We start from the raw sequence: 24,560 nt of genomic DNA on the forward strand, positions 1-24,560 counted from the left end.
AATAGCACTGTAAAGGTCTAGAATAATTGAAAGCCAAACAATACGTAACGTTACGTATATTTTGGTTTTTTGTAATAAAAAAAGTGCAAATTTTGAGGGTTTGCACTTTTTTCAATCATCATAGTATGGTTAAGTTCATTGAAAACAGACTAAAATATTTAATGTTATTGTTAACACGACACTTAAAACTAGAGTAACAATCAAAGGTGAATTAAAGAGTGACAACTTCTGTTTCATTTTTTTGTAATTTTTAACTTCGAGAATAGTTGTTAAAAACAAAAAAGCTCCTAGTTAAGCTAATAACCAAGAGCTTTTTATCCCCTAAGTAGTTTGATTAATAGCACTGTAAAGTTGAGCAATATATCAATGCCAAACAATACGTAACATTACGTATTTTTAAGTAAGAAATTCCTGATTTTCCTTTGCCCAAATCAATAAACTGTTTTGAAACGGAGTGATATCAAGCTTTTTAATGATGTTGCTTTTGTGTTTTTCTACAGTTCTGTTAGAGATAAACATTAGTTCTCCAATTTCTTTTGCAGTTTTGTTTTGCGCAATATGTTTTAATACTTCTTTTTCGGTTGGAGTCAACTCTTCAAGTTCTTTTGGGACTTCTTTAATTTCTAAATGCGAAATAAGTTCAGGACTAAAATACGGTGTGTTTTTTAATACCGAAGAAATACATTGCTCAATTTCAACTAAAGCAAATTCTTTAAGGACATAACCAAAGATATTTAGTGCTTTGGCTTCGTAATAGGTTTCTTCGTCCTTTTCAAAAGTTATAAGGACAATTTTTGTTGGTAAATTATTATCGAAACACTTTTTTGCGATTTCCAAACCTGTCAAATGTGGCATCCTAATGTCTAGTATGGCAATTTCAGGTTGGTGAGTTTCTATAAGGTTGTAGGCGTCTCTGCCATTTTCGGCACTACCTATTATATTGTAGTCCTTTTCTTTTAAAAAATCATTCAGACCTTTTAGGATCAATGGATGATCGTCTGCTATTATTATAGAGGCATGCATTTGTGCTATTAATTAATTGAGGGATTGACTATAAATATAAGCACAATTTTGAAATATTCAGAAAGAATTATACTACAATTTTAAGTATAAATATTTTTTTTGATAATCAATCACTGCTTTTCCCTTTTTTAAGATGTCAGCACCAATAATGCCATCAACTGGTTTTGAGTTATGACTTGTTAGTGCAGTATTTACATGTGCTAGGTTAAATAAGATTAAAGCTACTTTGTCTTTTTTCCATTTACCAATTTTTACTTTATTCTTTTTGGAAATTTGCGTTTCCATATCAGTTGCGCCAGCTCCTGCAGCTCGTATAGGAGAGTCTTTTGCTTTTAAGTTGAACCTCTCAACAGCATCAAAGCCTACGCAAGAGTTTGAAGCACCAGTATCTAAAATAAATAAACCTTTTACTCCATTTATTGTAGCGCGAATTTCAAAATGATTGGTTCTAGTTAGGTGTAGCTTTATTTTAGTAAACCCCTTTTCTAACAGAAACTCTTGAAGACTGTTTTCCATAACTTTTTTTACAAATATAGTGGTATAAAAGAATTATTTTAGCAAAATGATTATTACCGATACACATACTCATTTATACAGTGAGGCTTTTGATGAAGATAGAAAGGAAATGATACAACGTGCTATAGATGCCAATGTTTCTCGTTTTTTTATTCCAGCAATAGACTCTAGCTACACAACGTCTATGTTACAGTTGGAACAAGAATTTCCCAATCATGTGTTTTTAATGATGGGTTTGCATCCTACTTCTGTAAAAGATAACTATAAAGAAGAATTACAACATGTTGAGGAGTTAATGGCAAAAAGACACTTTTATGCTGTTGGCGAAATAGGGATCGATTTATATTGGGATACTTCTACTTTAGAAATTCAAAAAAAAGCATTTAAGCATCAAATTCAGTTAGCAAAAAAATACAAGTTGCCAATTGTGATACATTGTCGTGATGCTTTTGATGAAATATTTGAAGTTCTAGAAACCGAAAAAGACGATGCGCTTTTTGGTATCTTTCATTGCTTTACTGGTACTTTTGAGCAAGCACAAAAAGCAATTTCTTACAATATGAAATTAGGAATAGGTGGTGTTGCAACATTTAAAAATGGAAAAATAGACCAGTTTTTAAATCAAATAGACTTAAAACATATTGTTTTGGAAACCGACTCGCCATATTTAGCACCAAAACCATATCGAGGGAAACGTAATGAAAGTAGTTATATAATAAAGGTGTTAGAGAAACTATCAGAACTGTATAATTTTCCTCAAGAAACCATTGCAGAAATAACAACACAAAACTCAAAAGACATATTTAATATATAATAGGTATGGAAAGCAATAGCCCAAAAATACTTTTAATATATACTGGTGGAACTATTGGGATGATTAAAAACCCAAATACTGGAGCATTGAAGTCCTTTGACTTTAATAATCTGTTAAAACGTATTCCTGAATTAAAACTATTAGACTGTGATATAAGTACAATATCCTTTAAAGATCCAATAGATTCTTCAAACATGAATCCTGACTATTGGGTTCAAATAGCCGAAATTATAGAAGACAATTACGATAGCTTTGATGGGTTTGTAGTACTTCATGGCAGTGATACCATGAGCTATACAGCTTCAGCATTAAGTTTTATGTTAGAAAACTTAGCTAAACCTGTAATATTAACAGGGTCGCAATTACCAATTGGTGATTTGCGTACCGATGCCAAAGAAAACTTGATAACCACAATTCAAATGGCATCGTTGCAAACTAGGAACAGACCATTAATAAGAGAGGTAGGGTTATATTTTGAATACAAATTATATAGAGGAAATCGTACAACTAAAATAAATGCAGAACATTTTGAAGCATTTGAGTCCTTAAATTATCCTCATTTAGCCGAATCTGGAGTACATATTAAGGTAAACCATGAAGACTTGTATAAACCAAATGCTAGAAAAAAGTTGGTTGTGCATAAATCTTTTGATAACAGTATTGCTTTAATAAAGCTGTTTCCAGGTATTTCGAAATCGGTTTTGGAATGCATGACACATAATCCTAATATAAAAGGTATTGTTTTAGAAACCTATGGAGCTGGTAATGCTACAACCGAAGATTGGTTTATAGACTTAATGGAATCTGCTATAAAAAAAGGGGTGCAAATTATAAATGTAACACAATGCTCAGGAGGAAGTGTCAATATGGGACAGTATGAAACCAGTTCGCAGCTTAAAAAAGCAGGTGTAATTTCAGGAAAAGACATTACAACCGAAGCTGCAATAGCAAAATTAATGTATATGTTGGGAGAAAACATTTCTGCTAAAACGTTCAAAACCATATTTGAAACGCCTTTACGTGGAGAAATGTCTTAAAATTAACTTTCAAAATTTTAACATTCAAAGAATTTTTTGTTATTTGACCCACTGTAATTAAAGATAAAGTTACAGAGAGGTGGCCGAGTGGTCGAAGGCGCACGCCTGGAAAGTGTGTATACGTCAAAAGCGTATCGAGGGTTCGAATCCCTTCCTCTCTGCTGTTATTTTATTTTTAATTGTAATTTTTTTATATCTTTAACACTTTAACTAATAAAATTAAGAATAAGAACAATGAAAAGACTATTTTCTATCCTAGCCATAGCAGGAACCATGGCTTTCGGAACTGTTAATGCAAACGCATTTACTACAACTACAACTGCCGCAACAACAACTGTTGCAACTGTAACACAAGAAGAAGAGGCTGCAGCTCCTGCTGAAGAAGACCTTGGATTTCACCAAGAATTAAAGAAACGTTTTATTGAAGGTGGACCTGGGTTTATGGGAATTGTATTGCTATGTTTAATTTTAGGTTTAGCAATTGCAATTGAAAGAATTATCTTTTTAAACTTATCTACTACAAATACTAAGAAATTAACTCAAAATGTAGAAGATGCATTAGCATCAGGTGGTATCGAAGCAGCTAAAGAAGTTTGCAGAAACACAAAAGGACCTGTTGCATCTATTTTTTATCAAGGATTAGACAGAGCAGACGAAGATATCGATGCTGCTGAAAAAGCTGTTGTTGCCTATGGTGGAGTACAAATGGGACAATTAGAGAAAAACGTATCATGGATTTCATTATTTATCGCATTGGCACCAATGCTTGGGTTCATGGGTACAGTAATTGGTATGATTCAAGCATTCGATAAAATTGAAGCAGCTGGTGACATGCAACCTTCTTTAGTAGCAGGTGGTATTAAAGTTGCCTTATTAACAACTGTATTCGGTCTTATTGTAGCAATTATACTTCAAATTTTCTACAACTATATTATTGCAAAAATTGATAGTATCGTTAACGATATGGAAGATGCGTCTATTACATTAATGGACATGTTAGTAAAGCACAAAAAATAATAAGCAATAAATTATAGAAAAATTATGCATAAGATTTTAAAAATAGTAGCAGCTGTACTTAGTTTACTAGGTATTGTCTTCCTAATTAGAATTATTTCTAAAGGAGACGAAGCTATTAAAGCAGCTGCCTTAGAAGGAGATACAGCAATTGTAGATCCAATGGCAATAGTTACTTATATTGTTCTTGGACTCGTATTACTATTTGTTGTAGTGTTTGTGTTAAAAAATCTATTCACAAATACTGGATCCTTAAAAAACACGTTAATAGGAGTAGGCCTTTTTGCTGCTGTACTTATAATTGCATACGCAGTATCTGGTGGAGACACTAATACATATATGTACAATAACAAAGTAGCAACTGAAGGACAATCTCACATGGTAGGAGCTGGTTTAATTGCCTTCTACATATTAATAATTGGAGCAGCTGCGGCAATGTTATTTGCTGGAGCAAAAAAAATGATTAAGTAATTATGGCAAAAAGATCAGCACCAGAAGTTAATGCAGGCTCAATGGCTGATATTGCATTCTTACTTCTTATTTTCTTTTTGGTTACAACAACTATTGAGACTGATACAGGTTTAAATAGAAAGTTGCCTCCAATTGAAGAAAGTGAAGAAGATGTAATCATCAAGCAAAAAAATATTTTTACCGTACTTATTAATGGTAAAGACCAATTGCTTGTTGAGGACGAATTGATGGATCTTAAAGATTTGCGTAAAGCTGCAGTAGAATTCCTTGATAATGGAGGAGGAACTGGAGAGGATGGATGTGACTATTGTAAAGGGAAAAGAGACCCTAAGTCATCTGACAATCCTGATAAAGCTATCATATCTTTAAAGAACGAGCGTGAAACTACTTACAAGACTTATATTTCTGTTCAAAATGAGTTAGTAGCAGCATACAATGAACTTAGAAATCGTAGAGCGCAAGAGCTTTACGGAACTTCATTTTTACAAATGCAAGCTAACTATGACGACGTAAACTGGGTTGGAAGTAAAGACAAGCTTAAAGAAAAGATTGAAAAGATAAAGATTGAGTACCCTCAAAAATTATCTGAAGTTCAACAAAAGTAATTTAGAAAACATAAGATATGTCTAAATTTAATAAGAAAAAATCAGGCGATTTACCAGCTATTTCAACTGCGTCTTTACCTGATATTGTATTTATGTTATTATTCTTCTTTATGGTTGCTACCGTAATGAGAGATAATACCTTAAAAATTAAAAACGAATTACCAAGTGCTGACCAAGTTGAAAAGCTAGATAAAAAAGATTTGGTGATGTACATATACGTAGGACAACCTACAGAAAGATATCAAAGCCAATTTGGTAAAGAATCACGTATACAGTTAAATGATAAATTTGCTGATGTAAGTGATATAAAAGCTTTTATAGCTGCAGAACGAGCATCTAAAAGAGAAGAACTAATCCCGTTTCTTACAACTGCTTTAAAAGTAGATAAAGAAGCAAATATGGGATTAATTGGAGATATTAAGCAGGAACTTAGAGAAGAGAATGCTTTAAAAATTAACTACACCACTAAACAAGGTGATATCTCTGCTAATAGAAAATAATTTTATTTGTTAAATTTCTAAAACATCCTGGTTATTTTGATCAGGATGTTTTTTTATACATTATATTTTAATCATTACCATATATTTGTATAAATGAATCTCAAACTCCTATTTGCATTTCTATTGTTGTCACAATTTGTATTGGGACAAACTACTAACGATTCTACTCTAGTTGATTCTCGTTATAGAGAAGACCAATTTTATGTTTCGGCAACTTATAACTTACTAGCAAATAAACACGAAGATGTTTCTCAAAGAGGCTTTTCTAGTGGTTTTCATTTGGGCTTTATAAGGGATATGCCTATCAATAAAAAGAGAAATGTAGCTGTTGGTTTAGGTATTGGTTTATCAGCCAATTCTTATAATCAAAATCTATTAATCGATGAAATTCCTGGAGGATATACATATACTGTTTTAGATGAAGACGAAACGTCTTTTTCAAAGAATAAATTTACTACCTATGTTCTTGAGGTACCACTAGAATTTAGATGGAGGACATCTGACGCCTCTACATATAAGTTTTGGAGGATTTATTCAGGACTGAAATTTGGTTACGTTTTTGCTAATTCTACAAAGTTTAAAGGCAATTCAGAAACCATTAAGCTTACTAATGTTTCTGACTTCAATACAATTCAATATGGCTTGACCTTTAGCGCAGGTTATGACACTTGGAATATTCATTTTTACTATGCTTTAAATCCAATCTTTGAAAGTAGTGCGAAAATTGAAGATTCTACTATTGACATGTCAGTTGCCAGAATTGGAATAATGTTTTACATTTTATAGCCAATAATTAAGTAAGATTAATTGTGGAATTAATCCAATAAAAAAGCCTATAATTAGTTCTATGCTACTATGCGCTTTTAAATGCAGCCTAGAGCTTGCAATAGCGCCTAAAATGATACACATAAGTGCAATAGTACCATTAATATTTATTTTAAAATGAATACCTATTGCAACTGCAAACATGAAAAAACCAGCTGCAGCTATCATATGTATACTTGCTTTAAATTTTAGAAAAGCCAAAATAAGACACGTTATGGTTGAGCAAAGTACACCTACAAAAAAGTAGTATAATTCAGGAATTTCATTATAGGTTAAAACCCTATTTAAAACAAGTATTATGATTGCACTATTAAGAATTAAAGGGATAATACGTTCTTGAGTTGTTTCAAGGTAAAAAGAGTCTATTTTTTTAATGGTTTTAAGTAGATAAAATAGCAATATAGGAAGTGCAATAGTGAGTATTGAAACCGAAAATAGTTTAGCTTTTACTATAGGAACAGGAATAAACCTAGGTGTTTTTGAAAAGTAAAAGATTACACCTAATAAAGGCATTAAAACAGGATGGAAAATAAATGATATGGCTCTAAGAATATGGTTTATCATATCTTTTTTCTCAATCGTGCCACAGGAATATCTAGTTGCTCTCTGTATTTTGCTACAGTACGTCTAGCAATTGGATAGCCTTTTTCTTTTAAAATTGAAGCTAATTTTTCATCGGTTAGTGGTTTTCTTTTGTTTTCTTCTTCAATAACCGTTTCTAGAATTTTTTTAATTTCTCTAGTTGAAACTTCTTCACCTTGGTCATTTGTCATCGACTCAGAGAAAAATTCCTTAATCAATTTAGTACCATAAGGTGTATCTACATATTTACTATTAGCAACTCTTGATATTGTTGATACATCCATGTCTATTTCATCAGCAATATCTTTTAAAATCATTGGTCTTAACTTACGTTCGTCACCTGTTAAAAAATACTCTTTTTGATAATGCATAATAGCACTCATGGTAACAAAAAGGGTTTGTTGACGTTGTTTAATAGCTTCAATAAACCATTTTGCAGCATCTAGTTTTTGCTTAATGAAAAGCACAGCATCTTTTTGTGATTTGCTCTTGTCTTTAGATTCTTTATAGCCTTTCATCATGTTGCTATATTCTCTTGAAACATGAAGCTCAGGAGCGTTTCTTCCGTTTAAGGTAAGCTCAAGTTCGCCATCTACAATTTTAATAGCAAAATCTGGTACTACGTGTTCAACAATCCTATTATTACCAGCATAAGAACCACCAGGTTTTGGGTTAAGATGCTCAATTTCATCTATAGCATCTTTAAGCTGTACTTCGGTAATGTCAAATTTTTGAAGTAGCTTTTTGTAATGCTTTTTGGTGAACTGTTCAAAAGCTTTATCAATAATATCAATAGCAAGTTCAACATCAGGTGTTTTTTCTTTTCTATGTAGCTGAATGCTTAAACACTCTTGAAGGTTTCTTGCGCCAACACCAGCAGGATCTAGTTGATGTACTTTATGTAGTACTTTTTCAACCGATGCTTCATCAGTATACACACCTTGAGTAAATGCTAAATCGTCAACAATATCGTTTAAAGAACGACGTATGTATCCACTCTCATCAACGCTTCCAACTAAAAATTCAGCGATTTCATATTCGTTATCATCTAGTCGGAATGTGTTTAACTGATTGGTTAAATGCTGAGTAAAAGAGGTTCCAGCAGCATAAGGTACATTTTTTTCTTCATCGTCGCTACTGTAATTATTGGCTTGAGTCCTGTAGTCAGGAATATCATCATCACTCAAGTACTCATCTACATTTATGTCTTCGGCATTTATAGATTCGTTGTCATTATAGTCGTCAGCAGAGTTGTCAAATTCATCATATTTATCATCAAATTCATCTGATGATTCTTTACCACTTTCTAAAGCTGGGTTTTCTTCTAATTCTTGCTTTAATCTTTGCTCAAACGCTTGTGTAGGCAACTGAATCAATTTCATTAATTGAATTTGTTGCGGAGACAACTTTTGTGATAATTTAAACTGTAAATACTGTTTAAGCATTGTGTTATTTGGGTTTAGAGTAAAAATAAAAAAAACAATCTACATTATGTTAGAACGTAGATTGTTTTATTTCATTATTTATTTTGAAGTGATACATTTAATAAACATCTAGCGATATAAATTAAAAATCTCAGTGTCTTCTGCAATTAGAATTCAGCATTTTGAGGTGTTCTTGGGTAAGGTATAACATCTCTAATGTTACCCATTCCTGTAGCAAACATAACTAAACGCTCAAAACCTAATCCAAATCCAGAGTGAACAGCAGTTCCGTATTTACGTAAATCTAAATACCACCATAGTTCTTCTTCTTCGATATCAAGTGCTTTCATTTTTTCTTTTAAAACGTCTAAACGCTCTTCACGTTGTGAACCACCTACAATTTCTCCAATTCCTGGGAATAAAATATCCATAGCTCTAACGGTTTTTCCGTCTTCATTTAAACGCATGTAAAATGCTTTAATGTTTGCAGGATAATCAAATAAGATTACTGGGCATTTAAAGTGCTTTTCAACTAAATAACGCTCATGTTCGCTTTGCAAGTCCGCTCCCCATTCTTCAATAATATAATTGAATTTCTTTTTCTTGTTTGGCTTACTATTACGTAAAATATCTATGGCTTCAGTGTAACTTACACGCTTAAAGTTATTGTCTACAACAAATTTCAACTTTTCAATTAAGCTCATTTCGCTACGTTCAGCTTGAGGTTTTGTTTTTTCTTCGTCAAGTAAACGGTTTTCTAAAAATTTTAGGTCGTCCATGTTGTGTTCTAGAACATAGCTCAACACCGATTTCATAAAATCTTCGGCTAAATCCATGTTGCCAGCTAAATCCATAAAAGCCACTTCTGGTTCTATCATCCAGAATTCAGCTAAGTGACGCGATGTGTTAGAATTTTCCGCTCTAAATGTTGGTCCAAATGTGTACACTTTACCTAATGACATTGCATAGGTTTCGGCCTCTAACTGACCAGAAACGGTTAAGTTGGTTTCTTTTCCAAAGAAATCTTCTTTGTAGTTTACTTTTCCATCTTCAGTCAATGGAGGGTTTTTAGCATCTAGAGCACTTACTCTAAACATTTCACCAGCACCTTCGGCATCACTACCTGTAATGATTGGTGTGTGCATGTAATAAAAACCATTTTCATTAAAGTACTTGTGAATAGCAAATGATAATGAAGAACGCAAGCGCATTACAGCGCTAAATGTACTTGTTCTTGTGCGCAAGTGTGCATTTTCACGTAAAAACTCAAACGAGTGTTTTTTAGGTTGAATAGGATATTCGTCTGGGTGAGAATCACCAAGAATATCAATGGTTTTAACCTGTATTTCTACACTTTGTCCTTTTCCTTGGCTTTCTACAAGTTCACCTTTTATATGTATTGCAGCACCAGTAGTTATGCGCTTTAAGGTGGCTTCGTCTGTGTTTTCAAAATCAACTACACATTGTATATTATTAATTGTAGAACCATCATTTAAAGCTATAAAACGATTAGCTCTAAACGTTCTAACCCATCCTTTAATTTCAATGTCTTGTAGTGTAATGTCACTTGACAATAGTTCTGCAACAGTGTGTAATTTCATTTGATATTAAATTTAAAATGCAAAGATAATTTTTTATGATTATTCTGAAGAATTTTCTATTTCATCATCTTCTTCAGGAATAATGTTTATTGCTGGTTTTCGTAATACTTCTTTATTGGCAATGCTTCTTTCTAACGATAATAATAACGATGGTAAAAGCAATAGGTTAGACAACATTGCAAAAAGTAATGTAGCCGAAACTAGAGCTCCTAAAGCAACTGTACCTCCAAAACTAGATATGGTAAATACCGAAAAGCCAAAGAATAATACTATTGAAGTATAAAACATGCTTACACCTGTTTCGCGCAATGCTGCATAAACCGATTTTCTTATTTTCCAGTGGTTGGCTTGAAGCTCTTGACGGTATTTTGCTAAAAAGTGAATAGTGTCATCTACCGAAATACCAAAAGCAATACTAAATACTAGAATTGTTGAAGGTTTTATAGGCACTCCTAAATAACCCATTAAACCTGCGGTTACTAGTAATGGTAATATGTTAGGAATTAAGGATACAATAATCATCCTAAAAGATCTAAACATATAAGCCATAAATAATGAGATTAAAATTATGGCTAAGGATAATGATATTGCTAGGTTTTTTACTAAATACTTTGTTCCTTTTTGAAATACCAATGCTTTACCTGTCATGGTAACTTTATAACGCTCTTCAGGAAACACTTTGTTGATTTTGTTTTGAAGGTCTTCTTCAATACGCTCCATTTTATCAGTACCAATATCTTTCATAAAGGTTGTAATACGCGCATATTGACCTGTACTATCTACAAAGTTATTCAGCAAATCTACATTTGAAGATGAGTTTTTTGCATACGATAAAATAAAACTGTTTTCTTGACTGGTTGGGAGTTGGTAATATTTTGGGTTACCATTATAGTAAGCTTGTTTAGAATATTTTACCAAACTAACTACTGATATTGGTCTTGACAGTTCTGGCGTTTCAATGATGAGTTCCTCTAACTCGTTCATGCGTTTTAAAGTACTTAACTTCATAACGCCTTTTTTACGTTGAGTATCTACCATAATTTCAAGAGGCATAATACCATTAAACTCACTTTCAAAAAAGCGAATATCATGGAAGAACTCTTTTTCTTTAGGCATGTCTTCAATTAAACTTCCCGAAATTTTTATTTGGTAAATACCAATAATACTGGCAGTAAGTAAAACAACCGAAGTTGCATAAATAGCAATTTTGTGCTCTCTTACCATGCGTTCCATCCAATCTACAAAAGTTCCAATCCAACGTTTGTTAAGATGTTCTAAGTGACGTTCTTTAGGGTAAGGTAAAAAGGTGTAAATAATGGGAATTACCAAAAGGCACAATATAAAAATAGCTAAAATGCTAAGCGAAGCCACAATACCAAACTCTTTAAGCAACGTACTTTCAGTAAGAATAAAAGTAGCGAAACCAGAAGCAGTAGTAACGTTAGTCATTAACGTAGCGTTACCAATTTTTGTAATAACACGCTGTAGCGACTTTACTTTATTACCATGTTTTTTAACCTCGTGTTGGTATTTATTTATTAAAAAGATACAGTTAGGAATACCAATAACTATAATAAGTGGCGGAATTAAAGCTGTTAAAACAGTAATTTCATATTTTAACAACCCAAGTATACCAAAAGTCCACATTACACCAATACACACTACAATAAGAGAGATAAATGTGGCTCTAAACGACCTGAAAAAGAAAAAGAAAATTAACGAAGTTACTAGTAAAGCTGCTCCAATAAATAGTCCTATTTCATCAACAATGTTTTGTGAGTTTAGGGTACGAATGTAAGGCATACCTGAAACCCTAACATCTAAGTCATTTTCACTTTCAAACGTGCTTATTTTATCTTGAAGCGTTTCAATTATAAAATCTTTTCTTGCAGGTGTATTTACTATATCTTTTTTAAGATAAATAGCTGTTCGAATGGTTTTTGTGGTCTTGTTAAACAGAAAATTATCATAAAAAGGATACTGTTTAAACAGTTCGTTTTGAAGCGTATCTATTTGCGCCAAAGAATGAATAGAATCTTTTATAAAAGGCTCTAATTCAAATTTTTGAGCATCGTTGTTTTTTACAAGTTTTTGGAGGTCTTTAATTGATACAACGGTTTCAACTTCATCATAAGCTTTAAAATCTTCAGAAAGTTCATTCCAAGCGTTAAGTTTTTCAACCGAAAAAAGTGTTGAGTCTTTAACACCCAAAACAATGAGGTTACCTTCTTCACCAAAAATATCTAAAAACTCGTTGTAAGTAACATTTACCTCATGATCATCAGGTAATAAATTGGCTTCAGTATAGGTGAAGCGCATATATTTCCACTGATAACTAAAGAAAATTGTAGCAAGAATTATGGCAATAAGTATTGCTATTTTATTACGCAAAATAACTCGCGCAACAACTTCCCAGAATCCTGTTGTAAATAGTTTAAACATAGTGTTACAAAAACAGCGACAAAGGTAGAAAAAAGCTAAGGATTAGCTAAGAAAAACAAGTTTATTATTGTGTTTATAACGAAACGTTAAAGGTAAATTTAAAAGCTACGTTATCTTCGGTTTTTGGTAGGTGGTAAGCTCCATAACGATACGCAAAGCTAAGTCCGAAACCAAAGAGAAGTTTATTGATTTCAAAACCAGATTCAGAATAACCATCTTCTAAGGTGTTGAATGTTATATTTTGATGTCTGTCAATATTGCCCATGTTTCCAATTGCATACCTTGTTATTAAAACCAATTGAGGTTTGTAGCGTTCAGAAATATTAAAAGGTTGAAAATAATGCTTCAGCTGAAAGGTTGAAAACCTATCAGAGAAAAATTCATTAAAATACATGGTTTCAAAGCTATTTATACCTGCAACCGAAAATCGTTGTAATATGGTCTCTTTGGTGATATTGTTTGGATAAGCATGATATAAATGCGTTAAGGGTGTATCGCCACTTACCATTCCAGCAACTACTGTTGCTTGTGTGTACGACTCTTTAGTATAATTTAACTGATATACAGTTCTAAAGTCTAACTTTGAAAAGTTAATATTGCTTCTAAAAACATCTTCAAAAGCATGTGTGTATTGTAGTGTGAATTTAGGATAGCCAGATTTAATTTCTTTTATTAAGTCATCTTCTGAAACTTCAAACTTACTAAACGGACTCCATTGCAATGCAACTTTAGCTGTACTTAAGTGAAATTCGTTTAATATTTTGTCATTTTTTAAATATTCATAGCTATACGTAGGGTTGATGTTGCTAACGGCAAATTGCGTTTCGGTAAGTAAATGTTTACTTAGTTTATGCTCTAAAGTTATAGCTTTAGTAATGTGTTTATGAAACAAGTTAATATTAAGCAATCGAGGTTCAAAGAACTGAAAAAAACGTTTGTCGGTTAAAAAAGCAGAACTTCCTGTTTCCTGAAGATCATCAGTATATGATAAGTTTAGCCAAGTGTTAGATTTTGACGCAAGTCTAAACCCACCACCAATACTGTATTTAAAATTATGGTCTAAAAACCCATAAACAAGATAGCCATTAAGCCTATAATGTTCTGAAAAGCGTTTGTTTGTAATGCCACCTAAACCTGTTCTTACACCTTCATATTGGTTGTATTTAAAAAGGTATCGTAAATCTATGTTTAAGTAATTGGTTGGAAAAAAACCATTGCCTATTTGTTTAAGAAATTCGGTTTTTTTAATAGAATCCTGACTAACTTTAATAGAATCTTTTAAAGTTGTTTGCGACTGTGTAGTATAAATACAGAGTATAAAAAAAATAAAAACACAGTGTTTATGCATGTAAGAGGGAAGGGTTTTAAAAGGATAAGAAAAAGCGACATAATTGTCGCTTTTAATTATACTGTCATTATCTCTTTTTCTTTGACTTCTAAAATATCGTCAATTTTTTTAACGTATTTATCGGTCATTTGTTGTATGTCAATCTCTGCATTTTTTTGTAGGTCTTCCGATGCATCATCTAATTTTTTAATTTCGTTGTTAGCATCTTTTCTTGCACTTCTAACACCAATCTTAGCATCTTCAGCTTCGGCTTTAGCTTGTTTAGCAAGGTCACGACGACGCTCTTCAGTCAATGGTGGTACATTAATAATAATCATTTCACCATTGTTCATAGGGTTAAAACCAAGATTAGCAATCATTATTCCTCGCTCAATTTCTTGTAGCATTCCTTTTTCCCAAGGTTGAACAGATATGGTTCTACCATCAGGAGTGTTTACGTTTGCAACCTGATTTAATGGTGTTTGAGACCCATAATAGTCAACCATTACACCTCCCAACATTGCAGGACTAGCTTTTCCTGCTCTAATGTTTACTAATTGTTTTTCTAAATGCTTTATTGCAGCATCCATTGATTCTTTAGCAGAGTCTAGTATAAATTGTATGTCTTCGTTCATCTTTAAAAGTATTTTAATTCTTAAAAAGCCATTTCAAAAAATGAGCCAAACCTTTAAAATTATTATAAGTTTACTTTAGTTCCAATCTTTTCTCCAGAAACTACTTTTAGTAAGTTTCCTTTTTTGTTCATATCAAAAACAATAATTGGAAGTTCATTTTCCTGACTCAATGTAAAGGCTGTAGTGTCCATTACTTTAAGGCCTTGGCGCAATACATCATCAAAAGAAATATAATCAAATTTTACAGCTTTTGAGTCTTTTTCAGGATCAGCATTGTAAATTCCATCCACACGAGTACCTTTTAAAATAACATCAGCTTCCATTTCAATTGCTCTTAATACAGCAGCAGAATCTGTTGTAAAATATGGGTTTCCTGTTCCACCACCAAAAATTACAACACGTCCTTTTTCTAAGTGGCGAAGTGCTTTTCTTCTAATAAAAGGTTCAGCAACTTCATCAATACTTATTGCCGACTGTAAACGAGTAGGTACACCAGCATCTTCTAAGGCACTTTGTAAAGCTAAACCATTAATGACGGTTGCTAACATACCCATGTGATCACCTTGAACCCTGTCCATTCCATTGCTTGCACCAGCAACACCTCTAAAAATGTTTCCACCACCAATAACGATGGCTACTTCAACACCTTTTTCAATGATTTCTTTAATGTCGTTTGCATATTCTGATAAACGTACAGGATCAATACCGTATTGACGTGTTCCCATTAGGGCTTCACCAGATAATTTTAGGAGAATTCTTTTGTATTTCATTTTGATTTTGAAAGTTTAGCAAAACTACATAATTTTTTTGTTTTTGAATTATAAAAAAAGCCTCTCGTTATGAGAAGCTTTTTAATGTTTTGGAAAATTGGATTTTAATTATCCAACAGTTACACGTTTAAAACTTGTAACTTCAACATCTCCATAAGATGCAACATATTTTGCTACGTTTATTTTTTCGTCTTTAATGAAGTTTTGATCCAATAAGCATTGTTCTTGGTCTAAAGTTGTGTTATCAGAAATGAAACGCTCCATTTTACCTGGTAAAATTCTATCCCAAATTTGCTCTGGCTTACCTTCAGCTTTTAATTCAGCTTTTGCATCTTCTTCAGCTTTAGCTAAAACTTCAGGAGTTAATTGTGCCATTGAAATGTATTGAGGTACATTTTTTAAAGTTTTACCTAAACGACCTAATTCAATATTGTCTTTTTCAATAACAGCAATTCTAGCTTCAGTTTCAGAAGCGATAAATGCAGGATCAAAATCTTTGTAAGATAATGTAGTTGCTCCCATTGAAGCTACTTGCATTGCAACGTCTTTTACTAAAGTATCAGCGTTATCAACTTTTGCAGATAAACCTACTAAAGCAGCAATTTTATTGATGTGAACGTATTGTCCAACATAAGGAGCTTCTAACTTTTCAAAAGCAGTGATGTCTAATTTTTCACCAATAACACCTGTTTGCTCAGTTAATTTATCAGCAACAGTCATTCCACCAAAATCAGCAGCTAAAAACTCTTCTTTTGTATTGTAGTTTATAGCGATATCAGCTAAATCGTTAGCTAATTTCACAAAGTTTTCGTTTTTACCAACAAAGTCAGTTTCGCAACCTAATACAATAGCAACACCTACAGTATTATCATCGTTAATTTTTGCGATAGCTGCACCTTCAGATGAGTCACGGTCAGCTCTTTTTTCAGCAACTTTTTGTCCTTTTTTACGTAAAACCTCAATAGCTTTGTCAAAATCACCACCAGCTTCCACTAGGGCTTTTTTGCAATCCATCATTCCTGCTCCTGTTGCTTGTCTTAGTTTATTTACTTCTGCGGCTGTAATTTTTACAGTATTTTCCATGAGTTTAAAATTTAAAAAAGTCGTCCAATTAATTTTCAACAAAGAAAAGAACTAAACGACTTATTTATGTTTTGAAATTGTTATTTATTCTTCTTCTTCAGCTACTGCTTTCTTTTTTGCAGTTTTAGCAGGTTTAGCTGCTTTTTCTGATTTATCAGCTTTATCAGATTTTCTTTCTGATAAACCGTCTGCAATTGCAGATGTTACCAAAGAAAGTACTTTGTTGATTGATTTTGAAGCATCATCGTTAGATGGAATCAAGTAATCAACTTGTCTTGGATCTGAGTTAGTGTCAACCATTGCAAAGATTGGAATGTTTAATTTTTGTGCTTCTTTAATTGCAATGTGTTCACGCTTGATATCTACAACAAATAAAGCACCTGGTAAACGAGTCATATCAGAGATAGAACCTAAGTTCTTTTCTAATTTAGCTCTTAAACGGTCTACCTGTAAACGCTCTTTTTTAGAAAGTGTGTTGAATGTACCATCTTTTTTCATTCTATCAATAGAAGCCATTTTTTTAACAGCTTTTCTAATAGTTACAAAGTTAGTTAACATTCCACCTGGCCATCTTTCAGTAATGTAAGGCATGTTTACTGCACCTGCTTTTTCAGCAACGATGTCTTTAGCTTGTTTTTTTGTAGCAACAAATAAGATTTTCTTTCCAGAAGCTGCAATTTTGTGAAGAGCTTGAGAAGTTTCTTCAATTTTGGCAGCAGTTTTGTAAAGATTGATAATATGGATACCGTTACGCTCCATATAAATGTAAGGAGCCATGTTTGGATCCCATTTTCTAGTCAAGTGTCCAAAATGTACACCTGCTTCAAGTAATTCTTTTACTTCTACTTTTTCCATTTTGTAATAGTTTACGTTCTGTTGAATTAGCAATGATTGAGTGGTTGCTTTCGCTCGCCTTAATCATTTAGATGCTAAACTAAACCCTGACACAAAGGCCATGGGCAACAATAACTGGTTTAAATGTTTTAAATAACTTGATTGTAAAACTGTAAATACAGATCCCGAAATCAAGTTGGGGATTTTAACGTTTAGAGAACTGGAATTTCTTACGAGCTTTCTTCTGTCCGAATTTCTTACGCTCTACCATTCTTGGGTCTCTAGTTAATAAACCTTCAGGTTTTAAAATACCTCTGTTGTCAGCATCTACTTCGCACATAGCACGAGATAATGCTAAACGGATTGCCTCAGCTTGACCTGTTATGCCACCTCCATATACATTTACTGTAATATCAAAGTTGCCATCATTGTTAGTCATAGCTAAAGGTTGGTTTACTTTGTACTGTAAAGTTGCAGTAGGAAAATAAACCGCCATGTCTTTTTTGTTAATCGTGATGTTTCCTTTTCCTTGGGCAACATACACACGAGCAACAGCCGTCTTTCTACGGCCGATTTTGTGAATTACTTCCATTAATTGAATTCGTTTAAGTTAATTGCTTTTGGTTTTTGAGCTTCATGAGCATGCTCAGTACCAACAACAACTGTTAGGTTACGGAATAAATCTGCGCCTAATTTGTTTTTAGGCAACATTCCTTTTACTGATTTTTCTACTAATCTTGCTGGATCTTTTCCAAACATTTCTGTAGCAGATAAACTTCTTTGACCACCTGGATAACCTGTGTGACGAATGTAAGTTTTGTCGTTCCACTTGTTTCCTGTTAAGTTGATTTTTTCAGAGTTAACAACAATTACATTGTCTCCGCAATCAACGTGTGGTGTAAAGTTAGGTTTATGCTTACCTCTTAAAAGTTTTGCAACTTTAGAAGCTAAGCGACCTAAAGTCTGTCCTTCAGCATCAACTAAAACCCACTCCTTATTTACAGTGGCTTTATTTGCTGAAACTGTTTTGTAGCTTAATGTGTCCACACTTTCTAATTTAATAATTAAACATTCTTCTCTCAAAAAGAGTTTGCAAATTTACGATTATATATTTGATTACCAAATTCTAATTAGATGTTTTTTTTCGTTGAAAATCAGGCTGTTTAAAAAGGTTGAATTAAGGTTTGTTTTATACTAGGTTGCAATTTGTCATTTATAGGTTTTTCTATTCATATAATTATAGAATAGTTTTGATATACAAATGTTTAAAATAAGAGGTGATTTTTGATTGATTATTTAAAGTATACCAAACATTATAATGTCAATTTTCTTAGAGGTTTTGAGTGTTTTTATTAATGTCATCTATGTAATACCGTAAAAACTAACATTACTTCAAAAAAATCAAAGATTTATCTTTCGGCTTTTAGTAGTTTTGCGCCTTTAAAATTAAAGCTATGATTTCTGTAGATAATTTAGTTGTAGAATTTAGTGGTCACACCTTATTTAGTGATGTGTCTTTTACTATAAATGAAAATGATAAAATTGCCCTTATGGGTAAAAATGGTGCTGGAAAATCTACAATGATGAAAATTATTGCAGGTGTACAAAACCCTACTAAAGGACATATGCGAGCTCCAAAAGATGCTGTAATTGCTTACTTGCCTCAGCATTTATTAACCGAAGATGATACATCTGTTTTAGAAGAAACATCTAAAGCATTTAGTCATATTTTTGAAATGCGAGATGAAATGGATGCGCTAAATAAGCAACTTGAAACTAGAACAGATTACGAATCTGACGAGTACATGAAAATCATTGAGCGCGTATCAGATTTGGGTGAAAAATACTATGCTTTAGAAGAGGTTAATTACACGGCCGAAGTTGAAAAAGCGTTGAAAGGTTTAGGCTTTAAACCTGAAGATTTTAATAAACCAACAAGCGAGTTTTCAGGTGGATGGCGTATGCGTATTGAGTTGGCGAAAATTTTACTTCAAAAACCTGATTTAATTTTGCTTGATGAGCCAACCAACCATATAGATATTGAATCGGTAATTTGGCTAGAAGATTTTTTAGTGAATAAAGCTAAAGCAGTGGTCGTGATTTCGCACGATAGAGCGTTTGTAGATAACATTACCAATCGAACCATAGAAGTGACTATGGGTCGTATTTACGATTATAAAGCAAATTATACTCATTATTTACAGCTTCGTGAAGATAGACGAGCGCATCAAATAAAAGCTTATCAAGAACAACAAAAATTTATAGCCGATAACCAGGCGTTTATTGAGCGATTTAAAGGAACATATTCTAAAACCAACCAGGTGGCATCTCGAGTGCGTATGCTAGAAAAACTTGAAATTATTGAGGTTGACGATGTTGATACTTCAGCTTTAAAACTGCGTTTTCCAAAAACACAGCGTTCGGGAGATTATCCTGTAACGGTAAAAGATGTCTCTAAATCATACGATGATCACGTAGTGTTTAAAAATGCAAACATGTCGATTGCGCGTGGCGAAAAAGTATGTTTTGTAGGTAGAAATGGTGAAGGGAAATCAACGATGATAAAAGCCATTATGGGACAAATTGATGTAGAAGGCACTTGCTCTTTAGGTCACAATGTTCAAGTAGGTTATTTTGCACAAAACCAAGCTGCACTTTTAGATGAAGACTTAACTATTTTTCAAACGGTTGATGAAGTTGCCAAAGGCGATATTCGTACGCAAATAAAAAATATTTTAGGTCGTTTTATGTTTAAAGGCGACGATATCGACAAAAAAGTTGGTGTGCTTTCTGGTGGTGAAAAAACCAGATTAGCCATGGTAAAATTACTATTAGAACCTGTAAACCTACTGATTTTGGATGAACCAACCAACCATCTCGATTTAAAATCTAAAGACGTTTTAAAAGACGCTCTAAAAGAATTTGATGGTACCTTAATTTTAGTATCTCACGATCGTGATTTTCTTCAAGGCTTATCAAAGAAAGTATTCGAATTTAAAAATCAACGTGTTATTGAACATTTTGAAACTATTGATGATTTTCTAGAGCGTAATCGTATAGAAAACATTAAAGCGCTCGATTTATAATTTTTCACCAAAATATACTTCTATTGTGTTGCATTTGTGTGGTTTAACAGGTGTGTTTGCAATTAAGTAGTAATTTCTATTTACCTTTGTGTCGTTATGCAAGAAGAATTAAGACTTTCTAGTTGGTTACCTACCACAAACAAAGAGGTGAAAATTCGCGGATGGGAATACTTAGATGTTATCCTGTTTAGCGGAGATGCCTATGTAGATCATCCAACCTTTGGTCCAGCAGTAATTGGACGTTTGTTAGAAAGTATGGGTTTGCGTGTTGCTATCGTACCGCAACCTAACGTTAACGATAATCTTCAAGATTTTGTTAAGTTAGGTAAACCGCGTTTATTCTTCGGTGTTACTGGTGGTTGTATGGATCCTATGATTAGCAACTATAACGCCAATAAAAAACGTCGCGATAAAGATGCCTATACGCCAAATGGTGAAATTGGTTTTAGACCAGATTATGCATCAACCGTTTACAGTAAAATATTAAAAGAAAAATGGCCTGATACACCAGTTTTAATTGGTGGTATTGAAGGCTCGTTGCGTCGTGTAACCCATTACGACTATTGGAGTGACCAATTAATGCCAACTATTTTAGAAACCTCTAAAGCAGATATGTTGGTGTATGGAATGGGCGAACAACCACTTCGTGAAATTGTCCGTTTACTTGAACGTGGAGTCCCTTTCAATAGTATTAATACGGTTAACCAAACAGCAATTCTTATTAATGATGAAAACGATATCCCAAAAAACAAAAATTGGGAAGATGTTGAAATCGCTTCACACGAAACCTGTTTAAAAGATAAAAAGGCTTACGCATCTAACTTTAAAGTAATAGAGCAAGAGTCTAATAAGTTAGCTGCAAGACGAATTTTTCAGCGTGTTGGTAGTAAGATGTTGATGATTAATCCGCCTTATCCTACAATGACGGAAGCCGAAATTGATGCCTCTTTCGATTTGCCTTACACACGTTTACCACATCCAAAATACAATAAGCGTGGGCCAATTCCTGCTTACGAGATGATAAAAACGTCTATAAACATTCATCGTGGTTGTTTTGGTGGCTGTAGTTTTTGCACCATTTCGGCACATCAAGGAAAATTTATAGCGAGTCGAAGTAAAGAATCTATTTTAAAGGAAGTTGATAAAGTGGTTAATATGCCCGATTTTAAAGGCTATTTGTCTGATATTGGTGGGCCAAGTGCAAACATGTACCAAATGAAAGGTAAAGTACAATCTATTTGCGATAAATGTGTTGCACCAAGTTGTATTTCACCAGTAATTTGTAGCAATTTAGATACGTCTCATAAACCGTTAACCGAATTATATCAAGCAGTTGATAGTCATCCAAAGGTGAAAAAATCGTTCATAGGCTCTGGTATTCGTCACGATATGTTAGTGCCTGAATTTAATAAAAACGCAGACCCAAAAGAGTTAGACGATTATACAGAAGAAGTGATGACAAAGCATGTTTCTGGTCGCCTTAAAGTAGCGCCAGAACATACCAGTGATCCTGTTTTGAAATTAATGCGAAAACCATCGTTTAGTTACTTCCATAAGTTTAAAGAACGTTTTGATAAAATCAATATCAAGAATAAACTGAACTTACAGTTAATTCCGTATTTCATCTCAAATCATCCAGCATGTGAGGTTGAAGATATGGCAAATCTTGCCGCCGAAACTAAAGATATGGGCTTTCAGCTTGAGCAAGTTCAAGGTTTTACGCCAACACCTATGACAGTTGCTACAGTAATTTATTACTCTGGTTATCATCCATACACTTTAAAGAAAGTAAATACTCCAAAAACCAGAAAAGAAAAAGACGAACAACACCGTTTTTTCTTTTGGTATAAAGATGAAAACAAAGCCTGGATAAAAAACACGCTTAATAAATTAGGAAGACAAGATTTACTTGATGTTTTATTGCCTAAAAAAGATGAAAAATGGCGTAAAAATAAACCTGGTAAAACTAAAAACACCTTTAACGATGCTGTACCTTTTAACCAACGAAAAAATAAGGTCAAGTATAAGAAGAGAAAACGTAAATAGGTTTTCTAATCCAATTCTTCGCAATAAAAACCAAGACTTTTAAAGGCCTGTGAAATAGCATAAGGTGTAATGGTTTTGGTTTCAACTCGGAAGATATTGTCACAATCTTCCAAGTCAAAATTCCAATATCCATTTTTGGCAATTAAGCTATTTAAAACAGGCTTTAACTGTTTAATTTCACGATTTGAAGTGATAGATGTTTTAAAGACCAAAACAGAATTCATGCTGTAAATTTTAGCGTTCGTAAAAGAAAGGTGGTTCAATATTTAAAGCACGTAAATACACATAGGCTTGTCCGCGATGATGAATTTCATTATCTATGAAATAAAAAATTGAAGACCAAACAGTACCTTCATATTCACCAAAACTTTTAATAGTGTCATGAAATTGTTCTGGCTTTATTTGCGCCCAATATGTATTGATATCTTCGGTTGTTTTATCCCAAAGCTCAAGCAGTTTTGCCTTCTTATTTTCATGGTTAATGTCTTCATTAAACGCTGCAGTTTTACCAGTAACAATTTCTTTGATACCAGGTGCTGCAATAGCTAAAAGTTCAACAACCATTTCAGAGAAAGGACGCATGCCACCTATTGAAAAATTGAATAAGTCTTTTTCTGTAAAAGCTTCAATAACACGTCGAGTTAAGTTACGATGTCCTTGCCATTGCGCTAATAATTCTTCAGGTGTAATTACTGTTTGTAATGTAGTGTTGGTGTTTGTTTCCATGTTTTTTGTTTTTTGATGTTCTTGTTATTTGAAATCAAAATTACAAGTGCATAGTGACAGCTTTGTGTCAGTAGTAAAAAATAAAGTTTTAAAAAATTTCAACTGACAAACCCTTGTCATACACCACATCTATTTTTGTGTCTTATTAATGATTAATAATTATGTTGAAGGGTAAATTAAATACAAACTTCAACCTGAAAACCTATCTTTGGGATATATGTTACAGCATTATGAGTTTAGACACTGTAAAACGTTTTGATAGAATTGTAGCTATACTTATTCAATTGCAATCCAAACGCATTGTAAAAGCACAAGAATTAGCCGATAGGTTTCAGGTAAGTTTACGAACCATTTATCGCGATATTCGTACGCTTGAAGCTTCGGGAGTGCCAATAGTTAGCGAAGCAGGTGTTGGCTATTCAATAATGGAAGGCTACCGTTTGCCACCAGTTATGTTTACACGCGAAGAAGCAGGTAGTTTTGTTGCTGCCGAAAAACTGATGCAGAAATTTGTAGATAAATCGTTAGGAAATTACTACGAATCAGCAATGCTGAAGTTGAAATCGGTGTTACGTGGACGTGAAAAAGACTGGATTTCTGCTTTAGAATCTCAAATATTAGTCGACCCTTCTCATAAACTATTTAATGATGATTTGCCCAATGCACTAGAGGTACTTTTTGAAAGTATTGCTGAAAAGCGTCAAGTGCATTTAAAATATCAGGCGCTTAACAACGAAAATCCTACCGAACGTTTTGTAGAGCCTGTTGGTATTTATCACGAAACGGGATTTTGGTATGTTTTGGGTTTTTGTCATCTTCGGAAGGATTACAGACAATTTAGAACCGATAGAATGCAAGCCATAAAACCAACCCAACATAGTTTTACAAGAGAGCACATTACCTTAGATGATTACCGTAATAAATTGAATGACGTAGAAAAAACAAAAGTAGTTATTCAAGTAGATAAATCTGTCGTTCGATTTATAAACAATAGCAAATGGCAACACGGATTTGTATCAGAAAAAGTAAAAGGCAATTATGTTGAAATGACGTTCTTAACACCTTATGTAGAACATGGTTTTTCAAGATGGTATATAGTTTTTTCAGATTATGCAAAAATCATAGAACCTGAAAGTTTAAAGCATCAGATAAAAAGTATTCTAGAAAAGGCTATTTCTAAACTTTAATTCAAATAACAC

At 33.1% G+C, this 24,560-nt stretch carries 25 protein-coding genes and 1 tRNA gene; 11 read left to right on the plus strand and 15 right to left on the minus strand.

The window, feature by feature from the left end:
- Positions 1 to 396: 396 nt before the first annotated feature.
- Both A8975_RS11540 and A8975_RS11545 read right to left on the minus strand, forming a co-directional pair.
- Positions 397 to 1,023: a response regulator transcription factor gene (locus tag A8975_RS11540; protein WP_134200647.1), complete on the minus strand. Its 627-nt coding sequence runs from the start codon at positions 1,021 to 1,023 to the stop codon at positions 397 to 399.
- 72 nt (positions 1,024 to 1,095) lie between these two features.
- A complete protein-coding gene (locus tag A8975_RS11545; RefSeq protein WP_134200649.1) occupies positions 1,096 to 1,539 on the minus strand; it encodes a retropepsin-like aspartic protease in 444 nt (147 codons plus the stop codon).
- A 46-nt stretch (positions 1,540 to 1,585) separates the two neighbouring features.
- Here A8975_RS11545 and A8975_RS11550 point away from each other — a divergent pair, with 46 nt between their 5' ends.
- From A8975_RS11550 to A8975_RS11585, 8 genes are all read left to right on the plus strand, one after another.
- Positions 1,586 to 2,353: a TatD family hydrolase gene (locus A8975_RS11550; protein ID WP_131508784.1), complete on the plus strand. Its 768-nt coding sequence runs from the start codon at positions 1,586 to 1,588 to the stop codon at positions 2,351 to 2,353.
- A 5-nt stretch (positions 2,354 to 2,358) separates the two neighbouring features.
- Positions 2,359 to 3,390, plus strand: coding sequence for an asparaginase (locus A8975_RS11555; RefSeq protein WP_129760918.1), 1,032 nt, complete (start codon positions 2,359 to 2,361; stop codon positions 3,388 to 3,390).
- Positions 3,391 to 3,463: 73 nt separating this feature from the next.
- Positions 3,464 to 3,551, plus strand: a tRNA-Ser gene (locus A8975_RS11560).
- A 73-nt stretch (positions 3,552 to 3,624) separates the two neighbouring features.
- A complete protein-coding gene (locus A8975_RS11565; protein WP_129760919.1) occupies positions 3,625 to 4,407 on the plus strand; it encodes a MotA/TolQ/ExbB proton channel family protein in 783 nt (260 codons plus the stop codon).
- A gap of 24 nt (positions 4,408 to 4,431) precedes the next feature.
- Positions 4,432 to 4,875 carry a hypothetical protein gene (locus A8975_RS11570; RefSeq protein WP_129760920.1) on the plus strand — a complete coding sequence of 148 codons (444 nt, stop codon included), beginning with the start codon at positions 4,432 to 4,434 and terminating at the stop codon, positions 4,873 to 4,875.
- A gap of 2 nt (positions 4,876 to 4,877) precedes the next feature.
- Positions 4,878 to 5,480, plus strand: coding sequence for an ExbD/TolR family protein (locus tag A8975_RS11575; RefSeq protein ID WP_134200651.1), 603 nt, complete (start codon positions 4,878 to 4,880; stop codon positions 5,478 to 5,480).
- A 17-nt stretch (positions 5,481 to 5,497) separates the two neighbouring features.
- Positions 5,498 to 5,980 carry an ExbD/TolR family protein gene (locus A8975_RS11580; protein WP_129760922.1) on the plus strand — a complete coding sequence of 161 codons (483 nt, stop codon included), beginning with the start codon at positions 5,498 to 5,500 and terminating at the stop codon, positions 5,978 to 5,980.
- 93 nt (positions 5,981 to 6,073) lie between these two features.
- Positions 6,074 to 6,766 (plus strand): porin family protein, encoded by a 693-nt coding sequence (locus tag A8975_RS11585; RefSeq protein WP_134200653.1) that lies wholly within the window; start codon positions 6,074 to 6,076, stop codon positions 6,764 to 6,766.
- On the opposite strand, the gene A8975_RS11590 is transcribed toward A8975_RS11585, so the two are convergent.
- The 11 genes from A8975_RS11590 to rplM all read right to left on the minus strand — a co-directional run bounded on the left by A8975_RS11590 (position 6,761) and on the right by rplM (position 18,550).
- Positions 6,761 to 7,369, minus strand: a complete 609-nt coding sequence (locus A8975_RS11590) for a hypothetical protein (RefSeq protein ID WP_129760924.1) — start codon at positions 7,367 to 7,369, stop codon at positions 6,761 to 6,763. The genes A8975_RS11585 and A8975_RS11590 overlap by 6 nt on opposite strands.
- A complete protein-coding gene (rpoN, locus tag A8975_RS11595) occupies positions 7,366 to 8,832 on the minus strand; it encodes an RNA polymerase factor sigma-54 (RefSeq protein ID WP_134200655.1) in 1,467 nt (488 codons plus the stop codon). The genes A8975_RS11590 and rpoN overlap by 4 nt, the downstream gene beginning before the upstream one ends.
- 146 nt (positions 8,833 to 8,978) lie before the next feature.
- Entirely contained in the window at positions 8,979 to 10,412 is a 1,434-nt protein-coding gene (asnS, locus tag A8975_RS11600; protein WP_131508788.1) for an asparagine--tRNA ligase, read from the minus strand.
- 39 nt (positions 10,413 to 10,451) lie between these two features.
- Positions 10,452 to 12,854, minus strand: a complete 2,403-nt coding sequence (locus A8975_RS11605) for an efflux RND transporter permease subunit (protein ID WP_134200657.1) — start codon at positions 12,852 to 12,854, stop codon at positions 10,452 to 10,454.
- Between the two features lie 73 nt (positions 12,855 to 12,927).
- Positions 12,928 to 14,202: a DUF5686 family protein gene (locus tag A8975_RS11610; RefSeq protein WP_134200659.1), complete on the minus strand. Its 1,275-nt coding sequence runs from the start codon at positions 14,200 to 14,202 to the stop codon at positions 12,928 to 12,930.
- Between the two features lie 56 nt (positions 14,203 to 14,258).
- Positions 14,259 to 14,816 carry a ribosome recycling factor gene (gene frr / locus A8975_RS11615; protein WP_129760929.1) on the minus strand — a complete coding sequence of 186 codons (558 nt, stop codon included), beginning with the start codon at positions 14,814 to 14,816 and terminating at the stop codon, positions 14,259 to 14,261.
- Positions 14,817 to 14,878: 62 nt separating this feature from the next.
- A complete protein-coding gene (gene pyrH / locus A8975_RS11620) occupies positions 14,879 to 15,586 on the minus strand; it encodes a UMP kinase (protein ID WP_129760930.1) in 708 nt (235 codons plus the stop codon).
- Between the two features lie 108 nt (positions 15,587 to 15,694).
- Positions 15,695 to 16,669, minus strand: coding sequence for a translation elongation factor Ts (gene tsf, locus A8975_RS11625; protein WP_129760931.1), 975 nt, complete (start codon positions 16,667 to 16,669; stop codon positions 15,695 to 15,697).
- 84 nt (positions 16,670 to 16,753) lie between these two features.
- A complete protein-coding gene (gene rpsB / locus A8975_RS11630) occupies positions 16,754 to 17,524 on the minus strand; it encodes a 30S ribosomal protein S2 (RefSeq protein WP_129760932.1) in 771 nt (256 codons plus the stop codon).
- Between the two features lie 184 nt (positions 17,525 to 17,708).
- Positions 17,709 to 18,095: a 30S ribosomal protein S9 gene (gene rpsI / locus A8975_RS11635; protein ID WP_129760933.1), complete on the minus strand. Its 387-nt coding sequence runs from the start codon at positions 18,093 to 18,095 to the stop codon at positions 17,709 to 17,711.
- Positions 18,095 to 18,550, minus strand: coding sequence for a 50S ribosomal protein L13 (gene rplM / locus A8975_RS11640; RefSeq protein WP_129760934.1), 456 nt, complete (start codon positions 18,548 to 18,550; stop codon positions 18,095 to 18,097). Before rplM ends, rpsI begins: the two co-directional genes overlap by 1 nt.
- Positions 18,551 to 18,957: 407 nt before the next feature.
- Between rplM and A8975_RS11645 the strand changes: the two genes are divergently transcribed.
- Both A8975_RS11645 and A8975_RS11650 read left to right on the plus strand, forming a co-directional pair.
- Positions 18,958 to 20,589: an ABC-F family ATP-binding cassette domain-containing protein gene (locus A8975_RS11645; protein WP_134200661.1), complete on the plus strand. Its 1,632-nt coding sequence runs from the start codon at positions 18,958 to 18,960 to the stop codon at positions 20,587 to 20,589.
- Between the two features lie 96 nt (positions 20,590 to 20,685).
- The gene (locus A8975_RS11650; protein WP_134200663.1) at positions 20,686 to 22,635 is read left to right on the plus strand and encodes a YgiQ family radical SAM protein; all 1,950 of its coding nucleotides are present in this window, start codon (positions 20,686 to 20,688) and stop codon (positions 22,633 to 22,635) included.
- A 5-nt stretch (positions 22,636 to 22,640) separates the two neighbouring features.
- Here A8975_RS11650 and A8975_RS11655 read toward each other — a convergent pair whose 3' ends face one another.
- On the minus strand, positions 22,641 to 22,859 hold the full coding sequence (locus tag A8975_RS11655) for a hypothetical protein (protein ID WP_131508791.1): 219 nt from the start codon (positions 22,857 to 22,859) through the stop codon (positions 22,641 to 22,643).
- A 10-nt stretch (positions 22,860 to 22,869) separates the two neighbouring features.
- On the minus strand, positions 22,870 to 23,361 hold the full coding sequence (locus tag A8975_RS11660; protein ID WP_131508792.1) for a DinB family protein: 492 nt from the start codon (positions 23,359 to 23,361) through the stop codon (positions 22,870 to 22,872).
- Positions 23,362 to 23,591: 230 nt separating this feature from the next.
- On the opposite strand from A8975_RS11660, the gene A8975_RS11665 reads away from it, so the two are divergent.
- Positions 23,592 to 24,548: a helix-turn-helix transcriptional regulator gene (locus tag A8975_RS11665; protein ID WP_134200665.1), complete on the plus strand. Its 957-nt coding sequence runs from the start codon at positions 23,592 to 23,594 to the stop codon at positions 24,546 to 24,548.
- Positions 24,549 to 24,560: the final 12 nt, after the last annotated feature.

It is taken from the genome of Meridianimaribacter flavus (assembly GCF_004366715.1).
In the GTDB taxonomy this organism is placed as follows: Bacteria; Bacteroidota; Bacteroidia; order Flavobacteriales; family Flavobacteriaceae; genus Gaetbulibacter_B; species Gaetbulibacter_B jejuensis.